Here is a 14,280-nt window from a genome sequence, read left to right on the forward strand (position 1 = left end):
GCGCCTTCACACATCGCCCTCACCACTCCGAACCCGCGAACACCTTCCTGGCACGCCCGATGCAGAGAAAGGGCATGGCCGCGAGGTGGCCGGCAGGCAGCAACCAGGAGACGGTGATGGAATCCAGCGGCAAAACTCCGGAGAAGATGATCCGGCCAGCGTCCCATGCGATGGCGGACGCATGGGGAGGGGCCGCAGCGTCCGAACCACCGCTCGGCGCACACCTCATCACGCCGCGCCACGGCTACGCGCATCACGGCATCTACGTCGGCCACGGCATGGTGGTGCATTACGCGGGCTACTGCCACCGGCGGCAACGTGGCCCGGTGGAAGAGCTGACGCTGGCAGCATTCGCGGACGGCCATGGCATCACGATCCTGGCGACCCCTACGGCACGCTACAGCGCGGCGGAATCCGTCAGGCGCGCCCGCTCCCGGCTGGGCGAAGATCGCTACAACCTGCTGACCAACAACTGTGAACACCTTTGCACGTGGTGCCTGTATGGCGAAAGCCGCAGCGGGCAGGTACGGCATTGCCTGTTGCATCCGCTCCGGGGCCTGCGCATGGCCGCCGGCATGCTGAGGGGCTGGTGGGAGACCGAGAAGCAGTCCGCAGCCGCCCGCCGTGGTCCTCGCTCGCGCTCACAAACGATTACAACCTCGTACGCTTGCTGGCAATATGCTGCCGAGCGCTGATGGCCGATGGGGCCAATGCGTTACGAGGAGAGAATCAATGGGTAAGATCCGGGCACTGGGTCTACTGGCGTCTGTTTTGATGCTATTGAGCGGTGGGAGCAATGCGGCCGCCCAGCAGGTGGTGGGGGGTATGGGCGAGCCGATCCATATCGGCACGTTCGACGCGCGCGGGGAGAACCGGCTTACGGGGCGTCAGCCGCCGGAGAAGCCATCGGCAAAGGCCCGGCGCGCGCGCGATGCCGGAATGCCTGAAGCAACTACGCGTTACGAGAAGCCGACCTTGCCGGGGAAGCACTTGCGCTAGTTTGCGATTGCCGTGACGGCGTCCCCCGCCGTTCTCCACCGCCCCGGGCGTGGCGCATCGCCATGACGGTACATCCGATCTGCTGCAACAACCTGCCCCCGGCAACATACTGAGAAAATGGAAGAAATCGGGTCTGACCCTCGCATTGACGACATCGAGCGTGCCGCGTTGTACCGCATCATGGCGCTACGGCGCGACTGTCGTCACTTCACGCCGGGGCCTGTCCTCCCCGATGCACAGTTGGAGCGTCTTCTGCACGCGGCCCACCAGGCGCCCTCGGTGGGCCTGATGCAGCCGTGGCGGTTCATGCGCCTGAGCACCCCGGAATGGCGCGCGCGTCTGGCGCCGCTGGTGGAGGCGGAACGGCAGGCCACGGCGCAGGCCTTGGGGGAGCGTGCTGCGGAATTCCTGCGCCTCAAGGTCGAAGGCATTCGTGACTGCGCAGAGCTGTTGGCGGTCATCCTGGCGCCCGACGACGGCACGATTTTCGGCCGCCGCAGCATGCCTCGTGAAATGGCCTGGGCTTCCGCCGCATGCGCCGTACAGAATCTCTGGCTGGCAGCGCGTGCCGAAAACCTCGGCCTCGGGTGGGTATCGATGTTCGATCCCGATGCGCTCGCGCGCGAGCTCGGCCTCCCTGCCGGCGCAACGCCGTTTGGCCTGCTCTGCCTCGGGCCCGTACCCGCCTTCTACGAAGCGCCGATGCTCGAACAGTTGGGCTGGCGCAAGCGGTCCCCGTTGCATGACATCCTGTGGGATCCGTCGTCGGCTCCCGCACCTTCGGCCAGTTGAGCGCGAATGGCGGGCACGCCGGTGGCCGACTCACTTCCCGCCGACAAGCGTCTCGTGGAGGCATGGCGATGGCTGTATGGATATACAGTGCTGCTGGGGGTCTGTCCCCCAGGCTAACCTGCTGATTCGTATCTATTAGCCCCGTTTTTGGCGCACATGTTTTCTCGACATAGCCGGCTCGCCGAAGACGGGAACCTGATATTAATCAGCGATGAAGCGCACCCTCACGATTCCGCAACCGGTCGACGCCGCGCTGGTTTCCGGCGAAGCGGCGTATCCCGCCGATGGCGAGGATCGCAACTTCGTGACCGCGCTGGCCCGCGGGCTGGAACTGCTGCGCGCCTTCGGGCCCGATGACGACTTCCTCGGCAATGCCGAGTTGTCGCGCCGTACCGGTATCCCACGTCCTACCGTCTCGCGCCTCACCTACACGCTGGCGAGCCTGGGCTATCTGGTCTACGTGGAAGCACAGGAAAAGTACCGCATGGGGCAAGGCGCGATGCTTCCCGGACAGCGCTACCTTTCCGGCGCGGGCATTCGGGACATCGCCCAGCCGCTGATGCAGTCACTGGCGTTTGCCACCGACTGCACAGTGGCGCTGGCGGCACCGGATCGCCACGACATGCTCTACCTTGAGGTCTGCCAGCCACGCGGTGCGCTGGTGATGCGGCTGACGCCGGGATCGCGGCTGCCCATGGCGACATCGGCGATTGGCCGCGCATGGCTGGCGGGGCTGACGCCAGAGCGGCGTGCGGCCGTGATCGCGGAACTCGAGCGTCATCACGGCCCGCGTTGGCCCGGCATGCGCACAAAACTGGACCGGTCGTTGCGCGAGCACGCGCGGCGCGGCTTCTGCCTGGCGCATGCCGAATGGGACCGCACGGTCAGCGGCGTGGCGGCGCCGGTGCGCCTGGAAGGCGGCACGGAAGTCCTGTCGATCAATATTGGCGGCGCCTCCTCCCGGCTGTCGCCGGAGATTCTGGAGAGCAACCTGGGGCCGCGCATCCGCGAACTGGCGGACACGCTTGCCGCGCGGCTCTGGCAACCGGCCTGAACAACGATTCCACCCGATTCGACGAGGAGACAAGCATGGACATTCGCAACAAGACCGTCATCGTGACCGGCGGCGGCACCGGTATTGGCCGCGCACTGGTGCTGGCCTTCGCGCAAGCGGGCGCACGCGGCGTGGCGGTGGCCGATATCGACCACGCGGGCGCCGCGCAGGTCGCCGCGGAAGCCGCCGCCGTCGCGCCCGACTGCAAGCTGTTTGCGCAGCGCGTGGACGTGGCCGATGCGGATGCCGTGCAAGGCCTGGTCGACGTGGCCACGGAGCGCTTTGGCCAGGTCGACATCTTCTGCTCCAACGCGGGCATCATCCTGCGCAAGGGCCTGGACGCCAGCGCGGCGGAATGGCAGCGCATCTGGGACATCAACGTCATGGCGCATATCCATGCGGCCAAGGCCGTGTTGCCGCAGATGCTGGAACGGGGCGATGGCTATTTCATCAATACGGTGTCGGCGGCGGGCCTGTTGTCGCAGATCGGCTCGGCGCCGTACGCGGTGACCAAGCATGCGGCGATCGGGTTTGCCGAGTGGCTGTCGATTACCTACGGGGACCGTGGCATCAAGGTCAGCTGCATTTGCCCCCAGGGCGTACAGACGAAGATGCTGTTCGGCGAGAGCGGCGAGCGCAAGGGTTTCCTGCAGGAAGGATCGGTGACGGCGGAGCACGTGGCCGCCAAGACGCTGGAAGGCGTGGCCAGCGAAAGCTTCCTGATCCTGCCGCACCCCGAGGTGCTCGAGTACTACCGCCGCAAGGGGCAGGACTATGACCGTTGGCTGCGCGGCATGCGCCGGTTGCACGATCAGGTCACCCAGACATTCGGCAATATTGCCGTATAGCAACACCCAGGCATATGCGGATTGCCGCGCGCCGGGCGGCATGGACAATCGGAGCAGGAGCGGGCCACGCGCTCGCCTCCCCGGTGATTGACGATCGTCGAAGAAAATCGGACTGCCGATGGACTGACCAGAACGGCAGCCAACCAGGAGACATTTTCATGCGTGTTCGTTTGTTCCAGCGCCGCCAGGTCCTGGCGATGATGGCGGCTGCTGCCGCAGTGGCCGTTGCGCCCGCGGCGCAGGCCGATACCTATCCGTCCAAGCCGATCCGGCTCGTGGTGGGCTTTCCCACCGGCGGCGCGCCCGATACGCTGGCGCGCATCGTGTCCGAGAAGATCTCGTCGTCGTGGGGGCAGCCGGTCATCGTGGACAACAAGCCCGGTGCCGGCGGCAATATCGGCGCCGAAGCCGTGGCGCATGCCGCCCCGGACGGCTACACGCTTGCGCTGGGCACCGTGGGCACGCACTCGATCAACGGCGCGCTGTACAGCAAGATGCCGTACGACATGGTCAAGGATTTCACGCCGGTGATCCTGGTGGCATCGACCCCCAACGTGCTGGTCGTCAATCCGTCCGTGCCCGCGAAGAACGTGGCCGAACTGATCGCGCTGGCCAAGGCCAAGCCGGGGGGACTGACGTTTGGCACGCCTGGCATCGGCACGTCGCCGCACGTGGCGGGGGAAATGTTCAATACGCTCGCGCAAGTCAAGATCACCCACGTGCCTTACAAGGGTCGGGCGATGGCGATTCCGGACCTGCTCGGCGGCCATATCACGATGATGTTCGACAACCTGCCGTCGGCGCTGCCGGTGGTCCGGGAGGGCAAGCTGCGCGCGCTGGGCATCACGAGCCTCAAGCGGTCGCCGTCGGCACCAGATATCCCGACGCTGGCCGAGCAGGGCCTGCAAGGCTTCGACGCCGATTCCTGGTTTGCGATCTTTGCGCCGGCCAATACGCCGAAGGATGTCGTGGCCAAGCTCAATGCGGAACTCAATCGCATCTACACGCTGCCTGACGTGCAGGCCAAGCTGAAGACGCTGGGGCTGGATCCGATCCTGGGCACGCCTGACAAGCTGGCTGGCTACCAGCGCAGCGAAATCGCGAAGTGGGCGAAGGTGGTGAAGGAGTCGGGCGCGAAGGCCGAGTAAGGCCACGCGCCGTGGTGGCGGGCCGGACCGTCAGGCGTCCGGTTCCGCCGCTGCTGACGACGATGCCGTGGCGCGCCCGTCGCGCAGTCGGCTGAGGCTGATCACCGCGCCAGAGAATGCCACCGCTGCCGCCACATACAGCGCCAGGCGCGCGGCGCCCGAGCGATCGAGGCTGAACAACAACGCCACGACCGCCGTGCCGGTAGTCTGGCCCAGCAGGCGCGTGGTGGCCTGGGCGCCGCTGGCGCCGCCGCTGCGCTCGCGCGGCGTGGCGCCGATCATGGCGCGATTGTTGGGCGACTGGAAGAACCCGAAACCCAGTCCGCACAGCGCCATGCGCCAGGCTATGTCGAAGCTGCTGGCGTCCTTGCCCAGCACCGCCAGGCCGACCAGTCCCGCCGTCAGCATCACCAACCCCGCACCGGCGAGGATGCTGGCCGGGTAGCGATCGGAGAGCCGGCCCGACACGGCGGCCATGACGGCGACCATCAGCGGCCATGGCGTGATCAGCAGCCCGGTTTCCTGCAGGCTGCGGCCAAGTTGATATTCCAGATAGAACGGCAACGCCACGAAGGCCAGCATTTGCGTCATGAACGAGCAGAACGACGTGCCGACCGCCAGCGTGAACGCACGGCTGGCAAACAAGTCCACCGGCACCAGCGGCGCGGGCTTGCCGTGCTGGCGACGCACCAGCAGCCAGCCCAGCACGACGGCCAGCACCACGCCGGAAGCACCGGCCAGACGCAGCGGTGCGTGACCCAGTCCGTCCACCCCAAGGATGAACAGCCCAAAGACGACCGCCGACAGGGCGGCACTCGGATAGTCGAATTCGCGCGGCTGCGCTGGTGTCTCGGGCAGCGCGCCGCGCGAGATCGCCAGGGCAAAGATTGCAACGGGAATATTGACCGCGAAGAGCCACGGCCAGCTGCCGATCGCCAGGATCAACGCGCCAAGCGATGGCCCCACGGCGATGGTGACGCCCACGACCAGCGCGTTGAGCCCGATGCCACGACCCAGCTTGGTCGGCGGGTAGATAAAGCGGATCAGCGCCGTGTTGACGCTCATGATGCCGGCACCGCCCACCCCTTGCAGCACGCGGGCCGCCACGAGCATGGGCAGGTTCACGGACAGTGCGCACAGCACCGATCCCACCAGGAACGTAGCCAGGCCAACCCGGTAGACGCGCTTGTAGCCCAAGATGTCCCCCAGTGACGACAGCGGCAGCAGGCAAACCGTGACGGTCAGCTGGTAGGCATTGACGACCCAGATCGTACGCGCGGGATCGGCGTGCAATTCCCGGGAAATGGAAGGAAGGGCGATGTTGGCGATCGAGCCATCCAGCACGGCCATCACAAGACCGCAGAAGACGGTCAGGATGGCCCAGGTACGCTGGGGCCGAGGGAGGCCTTGATAGGGCTGCATGGATGGATAAGCGGCTGGCGTATTCTCGCCATTCCCCGTGTTGGCGGAGATGCCCCACGGGATCGGAGGCGCCATTATCGTCCGGGCGGGCGTCGCCCGCAAATGCGGCGTTTGTGGTAGGCCGGAACGTCAGTCCGGCGCCACGTCCCTGCGCACCTCTCGCTCAGGAGGTGCGGAATGCGCGCCCCGGACCGGGGGCTTGAGCGCCAGCACCGGCTGGGGGCGCCAGGGATTCCCTGCAAAGGCGCCAGTCCCCGGATTCGAGGGCGATGTCGTGTCCTTGCCATACGCCAGGACGGCGGCGTACAGGGCTTCGGCGAGCGTGCCGATCTCCGGCGTCCAGATGTCCGTGCCAGCGCAGCGGTGCTCCAGGTTGCGACATCGTTCGAAGATCTCGCGCGCCTGCACGATCAGGAACGCGCCTGCGGACCGATGCGCCCAGTGCCGCAGCGCCACGGAGTCATGACGCCGCATGACGGCGGCCAGCTCGGGCGCGTCGGTCTGCAGTTGCTGCCGGAGGATGCCCTGATATCGGGCCAGTTCGGCGGGCGCAAGCGGCGCGTCTTCGACATCGGCGTGGCCGGCTGTGGCGGCCGCTGTGCCCGTACGCGGTGGAGCCGGCGCAGCCCGCAGCGCATGTTCCAGTTCCCGGAGCGACGCGGGCTTTGCAATGTGTCCTGCAAAGCCACGGGCCCGCCAGTCGGTCGCGCGCCCGTCGGCCGTGACCGCGCTGAAGGCGAGGACCGCGATGTCGGGCCATGAGGTCTGTACCGCAGCGAGCAACGCGTAGCCATCCATCACGGGCATGTGAATGTCCGTCAGGATCAGGTCGACGCGGTTGTGAGCGAGCACGGCGAGCGCATGACGGCTGTCGCCGACCGCGATCGGGTGCCACCCGAGCAGCTCCAGTTGCTCCGCGATCAGCATCTGGTTCAGTGGGCTGTCCTCGGCAACCAGCACGGTGCGGACATCCGGCCCGCCTGCGATGCCGGGGGCGGGACGCGCATCGCGATGCTCGTTGCCTTCCGGCGATGCGTGCGCGTCTTCCTCCCTGTCATGCAGTGCGGCAGCGGCGGCGGCAAACAACGCATTGCGGCTGTAGGCGGAGGCCCTGGAAATCGTCCAAGCCTCGACTACTTGACCGAATGAGGACAAGTGACAAGGCTGCCGCCTATTTCCAACCTGCAGAAGAAGTGTGTCATCTTTGATGCAAGAGTCCCCCATCGATTCGGAGCGTGGTAAGCCCAGACACAGATGGCGGAGGGAGGCTCTTTCGAAGGGCGGCGACTACGCTTCATGCGGTCGATGGCTCGGCCATTCGCGTCGCACTAATCGACGCTGAAGCTTGATGTGGGCACTGCTGGATGGTGCCGACTCGCTTAGCCGCTTTCAGCGCTCGTCTGGAACGCCGCAATTCGCCGCCACATCTCCAACGGATTTGAATACATCGGGAAGTGGCCACATTCGGCGACTTCTGCAAGCTCGACGCCGGACTTGGCCAAAAGCGGCAAGTAGGTTAGATAGCTATTCTGCTCGCCGTACATGAACATCCTTGGGAAAGGAAGCGACAAGAACTTGTCCATGAGGCCACCGTGGTCCGACAGATGCACCATCGAGGTGAAGATGCCGGACACCGCCTGGGCGCGGACCTTGTGGCGAAGGCTTGCGGCAAAGAGCGGTGAAGAATACTGAGAAGAGTGCCAGTTCCGTTCGATGAACTCGTTGAAGAACGCTTGAGGGTCCTCCGCGGGGAAGTCCACAAGCTGCCTGCTCAGGAAGCAGTCTTCAGGCGCGACATTGCCTTCGATGTCGATGAAGCTCAACACGCGGTCAGGCAGTTCATGTGCGAGCATCAGCGCAGTGAGTCCGCCCATGGAGTGCCCGACCAAATGGAACTGGTCGATACCCGCATGAGCCAGCATTGCTTTGGCTGTCTCCACTAGGAAGGGAATGCTGACCTTGCGAAGGTCACCACAGGCAGTTTCTCCACAGCCGGGCGCGTCGTATGCAAGGAAGGGGCGGCCCGCGAAGGCACGATTGATGGCGATGTCCGCGTAGTCTTCCTTCGTCGAGCCGAATCCGTGCAAGAACACAATCGGCGCGAGCTCTCCTTGACGACCAATGGCCGCGATTTTGAGCGCTACGCCGTCTACCTCAAGCGCTATGGTTTCCTTCCGGGTATCTCTGTTCATCGTCATTGTCGGGATGATGGTTAGATTCTTAGTCGACTGTGGCACCAGAAAGCTTGACGGCCTCAGACCACTTCCGAATATCGGAGCCAATCAGGATACGGAACTGTGCAGGCTTCATCGTCATTGGCTCTGCGCCCTGTCTGACCCTGCCATCTATCTCACTTAAGAGACAGGCAGAACTGACGAATGGCTTCGCACGCCTTACGCAGGGACTCGTTGTCCAAGGCGTAAGCGATGCGAATGTAGGGCCCCAACCCGAAAGCAGAGCCGTGCACTACGGCGATGTGTACTTCCTCGAGCAGAGCGAGAGCAACGTCCTCGTCTGTACGCAGCAGCGTGCCGCCTGGGGTGGTTTTGCCGAGCAGACCTTCGCAAGACGCAAACGCGTAGAACGCGCCGCCCGGCACAGCACAGCTAAGCCCAGGCGTGATGTTCAGCAATTCCACCATCATGTCCCGACGGCCTTGGAAGACCTCTTTCGAATCGCGGATGAAGTCCTGCGGACCTTGGAGTGCGGCGAGAGCGGCGTGCTGCGAAATCGACGAGGCGCCGGAGGTCTGTTGTCCCTGCAGCTTCTCCATCGCTTCCAGCAGCCATGCTGGCCCGGTGCCAAATCCAATACGCCAACCGGTCATGGCATACGCTTTGGAGACGCCATTCATGGTCAGCGTCCGGTCTTTCAGACGTGGCTCGACTTGGGCGAGCGTGAAGAACTGCTCGCCGTCGAAGGTGAGGTGTTCGTAGATATCGTCAGACAGCACGAGCACATGAGGGTGGTCCAGCAGTACTTCCCCCAGCCTGGCCAACTCGTCTCGCGAGTAGACCGCACCGGTCGGGTTAGACGGCGAGTTGAGAATCAGCCAGCGCGTTCGTGGGGTAATCGCCTTGCTCAGTACATTGGGTGTCAGCTTGAATCCGACATCGGCGCCGCACTGCACGACCACGGGCGTGGCCCCGCACAACTGCGCCATCTCGGGATAGCTCACCCAGTACGGAGCCGGAACAATGACCTCGTCGCCGGTGTTCAATGTGGCTGCCAAGGCGTTGTAAATGACCTGCTTGCCGCCTGAGCAGACGATGGTGTCCTGCCACCTGACATCGAGACCGTTCTCGCGCTTGAACTTCTCAGCGATAGCTTCCCGCAGCGCGCGAAGCCCCGCCACCTGGGTGTAGCGCGTGTAACCGCTACGAATGGCGCCGATGGCCGCCTCACAAATGTGCGCCGGCGTGTCAAAGTCGGGCTCCCCGGCACTCAGGGAGATGATTTTTGCACCGGTCGCACGCTTAGCAGCAACGCGGTCCATCATGCGATAGGTTGCCGACGGCTGAGCGTTGGCGAGATTAACGTTCAATCGCTGCTGTTCGTCTGCCATCACGCCTTCCTCTGCAAGGTATGGTAGCCCAGCGCTCCCCGAGCTTCACCAAGCGTCTTGCCGCTTGCGATGTGCTCGCGAATCTGCGATTCGACGTCCTCAATCTTGCGTGCGAGTTCCGCGACTTCCTTGGCGCGGTCGCGCGGGATGACGACGACGCCGTTGGCATCTGCCACCACGATGTCACCGGAGCAAACGCGAGCGGTTCCCACGGAAATCGGAGTGTTCACCGACTCAACTTGCACGCGGTCCTTTCCGGTACGCATGAAACGGCCCCGGGTGAAGAGCGGATACCCGTCGCCGAGCGCTTTCGTTACGTCGCGACAGACGCCGTCAATTACGGTACCAGCGATGCCACGTGCGCCGGCGCACTGCGTCATGATGTCGCCCCAGACCGTGCAATCCGTGCGGCCGTCGTTGTCAATGACGACGATGTCGCCGGGTCGCACGTCGTCGATGAAGTCGCCAACGGTGCCAGGCGGCGTACTTGCCGCCACATACTTCACGGTGAACGCGGGCCCGACAATGGGCTTGCGATAGTTGTCCAGCGGCGCGATGTCCAAGCACTGACCGGGCAGGCCGAGACGGTCCATCGCGTCAGATACGCCAGGGGTGTCCAGGCCTTCAAAGAGGGCTACCAGGTCCTTGTCAGTCATTTTGCGTCCTTGCTGTTGATAGCTTCGAATTCCTTGTCGTGCATGACTTCCTCGACGGAGCGTCCCGAGCGCACGGCCTGCACCATGCCGTCCTGACGCCGCGCAATGCGTTCGCCCAGGTCCAGCACCTCTTCAATTCGGTCGGCGGCGACGAAGACCGTGCCGCAGCGGTCCGCGATGACATAGTCGTCCTCGCTAACAACGACGCCTGCGAATTTGACCGCCTTGCCAGAGTCGACCTGCACCACGCGGTTGCGTGCGCTAATCATCGTGACGCCACGACCGAATACGGGATAGCCAATCGATTCACTTCCCTCGATATCGCGACTCATGCCGTCAATGACGGACCCGCGGACCTTCTTGGCTGCGGACGCATTTGCAAGGATGTCACCCCAGCAAGAGATGCCTTCCACTCCGCCTGCGATGACGAGAATGCGGTCGTCAGTCTGAATTTGCACGACGACCGGCGTGATGAGGTGCACTGTCGGCTTTGCATCGGTCTTGGGGCCGAGCTGGATAGTGCTTGCGCGGCCGACAATCTTCGGGCAGTCCCAGAGAGGGCGAATACCATAGGTTGCACCGGAAAGATTCAGGAAGTCGAGCGCATCGGAGACGGTGTTGGTGTCGAGCGATGCAAGGCGGTCCAGCAGGGAGGATGTGCTCATGATGAGGGTGTGTTGGGTTGCCATGGCTGTACTCTCGGCGCTAGAGTTCGAAATGTAAATTCCGAATCCAGTAACCTTTCGATACGTCAAACCTATCAATCGCTATGATTAACTTCAGGCTTGTTCGACACCTGTACCTGTTCTTGGCGGTAGCGGAGGAGGGGAATTTTGGGCGTGCTGCGAAGAGGCTTGGGATGTCGCAGCCTCCACTGACCGAGCAAATTCAGGTGCTGGAGCAGGCTCTAAAGGTGAAGCTCTTTGAGCGTGGAAGAAAAGGGGCGACCCTGACTCCGATTGGGGTCGCAATCCTGCCCGCAGTGCGGAAGTTTGCCGAGCAATTGGACCGCCTGGAACTGGCCGTCCAGGAGGCAATTTCCGGCAGCACTGGCGTGCTATCCATTGGCGCCATCTCCTCAGCACTCGTTGATACGCTGCCGGGCCTCATTGATGAATTGGGGAGAAGATTCCCTCAGCTCACGGTTTCGGTCACGGAGATTGATAGCGTCGATGCGGTTCCGGCGCTCGAGCGGGGGGACATTGACCTGGCATTTGCTCGCCTCGAAGGTGATATGGGCACGGCAATCGGCGCGCTTCCGCTGAAGCAAGACCGACTTGCAGTAGCCCTGCCGAAGACCCATAGGTTTGCGGACATGCCTAGGGTTCGCCTTGCAACCCTGGCTGAAGAGCCCTTTGTCAGCTTCGCGCGCTCCGTCAGTCCGACGTACTTCGACAGTCTCATCGCGACATGCCGGGCGGCGGGCTTTTCTCCGCGAATACTCCACGAAGTAAGAACCGTTGCAACGCAAGTGGCATTTGTTGGGTGCGGCCAGGGCATCGCGCTTGTGCCGTCATCCATGAAAAAGGCAGCGCCAGAAAGTGTTGTCGTCCGTCCTTTGAAGGAGGCGGTGAATGTTGTCACCACCGCCATGGCCTGGTCGAAGAGCCGCCAGAGCCCTGCGGTTGAAGCGGCTATCGACATCCTGTCGAGCGGAAAAGTGGGCTCATCTCGACAGCGCACACAGCGCTAGGACGGGATACGGTGTTCAAAATCTATCCATAGGTTTGGCGTATCAAATCCATCCGGTATTTGGAATTTACAGTTGCATGATGATGCCCGAGAGTTCGCATATACCCGCGATTCCTTCCAGGAGACTCTTGTGGCTGCGTCCAATTTCATCGTCAATCCCGTTCCTCCTCTTGCGCCTCCCGAAGTCATCGAGGCCTTTCGGGATGTGGTGACTCCGCATATTAGTGACAACCTTCAGCGCCTCTCTGGCGTAACTGGTCTGACGCGGTTCAACCGGAGCCGCAAGCTGGTCGGCACGGCAGTCACGGTGAAAGCCAGACCTGGCGACAATCTGCTGATTTACAAGGCGCTTATGGAGCTGCAACCGGGCCATGTCCTGGTTGTTGACGGTGGCGGAGACTGTACGAACGCGCTGGTTGGTGAACTCATCATGCAATACGCGGCAGCGCGGGGATGCGTTGGCTTTGTTTTGGATGGTGCTATCCGTGACACTGCAGCATTCTACGAGTCGGACTTTCCTTGCTACGCAAGGGGTGTCAGTCACCGTGGTCCATACAAGATGGGGCCCGGGGCAATGAACGTTCCGGTGTCGATTGGCGGCCAGATTGTGTCCCCAGGCGACGTTGTGGTGGGTGACGAGGATGGCGTGGTCGCGTTTCCCTTGTCTCAAGCAGCTGCGCTTCTCGAAGCAGTCGCCGTAACTGCAAAGAACGAGCAGACAATTATGGGTGAGATTGCGACAGGCGTAAGGGAGCAAGAGTGGCTTCGCAAGGTGCTTGAGCCTCATGCGCTGTACTAAGCTGCAATGAGCGGGAAGGCGAGCCGGCTCGCCGTCCGGGCCATACGGAACGCCTATGGAGACTGGGCTCGTCACCTGTGTTCGGATTTGCGGTAAGGGCCGTTCGGTAATTCCAGATTGCTATGGACTGCAGTTTTCACGCAACCTTGTCTCCGACAGACACACTCGGCAACGACAGATTGGCCGAGGATAACTCGGAGACAGAGATGATTCGCAAGCAGTCAGTTGGTAGCAAATTGGGCATTCGTTTGGCGTTCGGAGCACTTGGCCTCGCCTTTTCGTCGGCTGTTTTGGCAACGGATGCCTTCCCGTCGAAGCCTCTGACGCTGATTGTCCCGTTCTCTGCCGGAGGTCCGACTGATGTCGTGTCGCGGGCTCTCGCGCTGGCAATGTCGAAGGATTTGGGCCAAAGCGTTGTAGTCGAGAATCGACTTGGTGCCGGCGGAACCGTTGCCGCCGCCTACGTCGCGCGGGCTCAGCCTGATGGCTACACTATCCTCATCCATCACAACGGGATGGCCACGGCACCGGCTCTCTACAAGAAGCTGTCGTACAGCCCGCTCAAGGACTTTGAGTACATTGGCCAGGTCGCGGATGTCCCGATGACGATGCTCGGCCGTAAGGACCTGCCGCCTGCGACTACGGCTGATTTGGTCAAGTACGTCAAACAGAACAAGGACAAGGTTTCGTTAGCCAACGCCGGCCTGGGTGCCGTATCGCAGCTTTGCGGCCTGCTGTTCGAAGAAGCGGTTGGCGTCAAGATGACGTCTGTCCCATACCAGGGTACTGGCCCCGCCATGACCGCGCTGCTGGGTGGTCAGGTTGACCTTCTCTGCGACCAGACGACCTCCACGCTTCAGCAAATCAATGCCAATCGCGTGAAGCTGTACGGCGTCACTACGCCGAACCGAATCAAGGCTTTGCCCAATACGCCGACGATGGATGAGGGTGGCGTCAAGGGCTTTTCGATGAAGGTGTGGCACGGCGTATATGCCCCAAAAGGCACGTCCCCTGCCGTCACTGCCCGTCTGACGAAAGCATTGCAGCAGGCCTTGAAGGACCCTGTGGTCTCTAAGCGCCTGGATGAGCTCGGCGCGGAAGTCGTGCCGGTCGACAAGCAAACGCCGGCCGGCCTGCAGACATGGCTGAAATCTGAAAGCGACAAGTGGCAGCCGCTACTGAAGACGATGAAGGTCGAGGCGGACTGAGGCCGGCCTGCATCGTAAGCCCGGTGCGTGTTGAGAATCCAAAGCGGGGTCATTTGACCCTTTCGGCCCGCCTCGCGCGGGCCATTTTTCTATCCAG

At 63.0% G+C, this 14,280-nt stretch carries 15 protein-coding genes; 9 read left to right on the top strand and 6 right to left on the bottom strand.

Annotation, left to right across the window (positions count from 1 at the left end; translation table 11 throughout):
- The first annotated feature begins 116 nt into the window (after positions 1–116).
- The 6 genes from AC1DOX_RS23295 to AC1DOX_RS23320 all read left to right on the top strand — a co-directional run bounded on the left by AC1DOX_RS23295 (position 117) and on the right by AC1DOX_RS23320 (position 4,841).
- On the top strand, positions 117–695 hold the full coding sequence (locus tag AC1DOX_RS23295) for a lecithin retinol acyltransferase family protein (RefSeq protein WP_441620848.1): 579 nt from the start codon (positions 117–119) through the stop codon (positions 693–695).
- 37 nt (positions 696–732) lie between these two features.
- On the top strand, positions 733–999 hold the full coding sequence (locus tag AC1DOX_RS23300; protein WP_441620850.1) for a hypothetical protein: 267 nt from the start codon (positions 733–735) through the stop codon (positions 997–999).
- 117 nt (positions 1,000–1,116) lie between these two features.
- The gene (gene bluB / locus AC1DOX_RS23305; RefSeq protein ID WP_441620852.1) at positions 1,117–1,791 is read left to right on the top strand and encodes a 5,6-dimethylbenzimidazole synthase; all 675 of its coding nucleotides are present in this window, start codon (positions 1,117–1,119) and stop codon (positions 1,789–1,791) included.
- 211 nt (positions 1,792–2,002) lie between these two features.
- Positions 2,003–2,845, top strand: coding sequence for an IclR family transcriptional regulator (locus AC1DOX_RS23310; protein WP_441620854.1), 843 nt, complete (start codon positions 2,003–2,005; stop codon positions 2,843–2,845).
- A gap of 35 nt (positions 2,846–2,880) precedes the next feature.
- Positions 2,881–3,693, top strand: a complete 813-nt coding sequence (locus tag AC1DOX_RS23315; protein ID WP_441620856.1) for an SDR family oxidoreductase — start codon at positions 2,881–2,883, stop codon at positions 3,691–3,693.
- Between the two features lie 158 nt (positions 3,694–3,851).
- The gene (locus AC1DOX_RS23320; protein ID WP_441620858.1) at positions 3,852–4,841 is read left to right on the top strand and encodes a Bug family tripartite tricarboxylate transporter substrate binding protein; all 990 of its coding nucleotides are present in this window, start codon (positions 3,852–3,854) and stop codon (positions 4,839–4,841) included.
- Positions 4,842–4,871: 30 nt separating this feature from the next.
- Here AC1DOX_RS23320 and AC1DOX_RS23325 read toward each other — a convergent pair whose 3' ends face one another.
- The 6 genes from AC1DOX_RS23325 to AC1DOX_RS23350 all read right to left on the bottom strand — a co-directional run bounded on the left by AC1DOX_RS23325 (position 4,872) and on the right by AC1DOX_RS23350 (position 11,149).
- Positions 4,872–6,263, bottom strand: coding sequence for an MFS transporter (locus AC1DOX_RS23325; protein ID WP_441620860.1), 1,392 nt, complete (start codon positions 6,261–6,263; stop codon positions 4,872–4,874).
- 129 nt (positions 6,264–6,392) lie between these two features.
- The gene (locus AC1DOX_RS23330) at positions 6,393–7,418 is read right to left on the bottom strand and encodes a response regulator (protein WP_441620862.1); all 1,026 of its coding nucleotides are present in this window, start codon (positions 7,416–7,418) and stop codon (positions 6,393–6,395) included.
- 224 nt (positions 7,419–7,642) lie between these two features.
- Positions 7,643–8,461 carry an alpha/beta fold hydrolase gene (locus AC1DOX_RS23335; RefSeq protein ID WP_477101513.1) on the bottom strand — a complete coding sequence of 273 codons (819 nt, stop codon included), beginning with the start codon at positions 8,459–8,461 and terminating at the stop codon, positions 7,643–7,645.
- 152 nt (positions 8,462–8,613) lie between these two features.
- The gene (locus AC1DOX_RS23340; RefSeq protein WP_441620866.1) at positions 8,614–9,828 is read right to left on the bottom strand and encodes a pyridoxal phosphate-dependent aminotransferase; all 1,215 of its coding nucleotides are present in this window, start codon (positions 9,826–9,828) and stop codon (positions 8,614–8,616) included.
- Complete coding sequence (locus AC1DOX_RS23345; RefSeq protein WP_441620868.1) at positions 9,828–10,484, bottom strand: RraA family protein; 657 nt, start codon at positions 10,482–10,484, stop codon at positions 9,828–9,830. The genes AC1DOX_RS23340 and AC1DOX_RS23345 overlap by 1 nt, the downstream gene beginning before the upstream one ends.
- Complete coding sequence (locus AC1DOX_RS23350) at positions 10,481–11,149, bottom strand: RraA family protein (RefSeq protein WP_441620926.1); 669 nt, start codon at positions 11,147–11,149, stop codon at positions 10,481–10,483. Before AC1DOX_RS23350 ends, AC1DOX_RS23345 begins: the two co-directional genes overlap by 4 nt.
- A gap of 104 nt (positions 11,150–11,253) precedes the next feature.
- Between AC1DOX_RS23350 and AC1DOX_RS23355 the strand changes: the two genes are divergently transcribed.
- The 3 genes from AC1DOX_RS23355 (at position 11,254) to AC1DOX_RS23365 (ending at position 14,183) form a co-directional block, all read left to right on the top strand.
- Positions 11,254–12,177, top strand: a complete 924-nt coding sequence (locus AC1DOX_RS23355; protein ID WP_441620870.1) for a LysR family transcriptional regulator — start codon at positions 11,254–11,256, stop codon at positions 12,175–12,177.
- A 129-nt stretch (positions 12,178–12,306) separates the two neighbouring features.
- On the top strand, positions 12,307–12,975 hold the full coding sequence (locus tag AC1DOX_RS23360; protein WP_441620872.1) for an RraA family protein: 669 nt from the start codon (positions 12,307–12,309) through the stop codon (positions 12,973–12,975).
- A 206-nt stretch (positions 12,976–13,181) separates the two neighbouring features.
- Positions 13,182–14,183: a tripartite tricarboxylate transporter substrate-binding protein gene (locus tag AC1DOX_RS23365; RefSeq protein WP_441620874.1), complete on the top strand. Its 1,002-nt coding sequence runs from the start codon at positions 13,182–13,184 to the stop codon at positions 14,181–14,183.
- Positions 14,184–14,280: the final 97 nt, after the last annotated feature.

The sequence above is a fragment of the Cupriavidus sp. 01L415 genome (assembly GCF_056400065.1).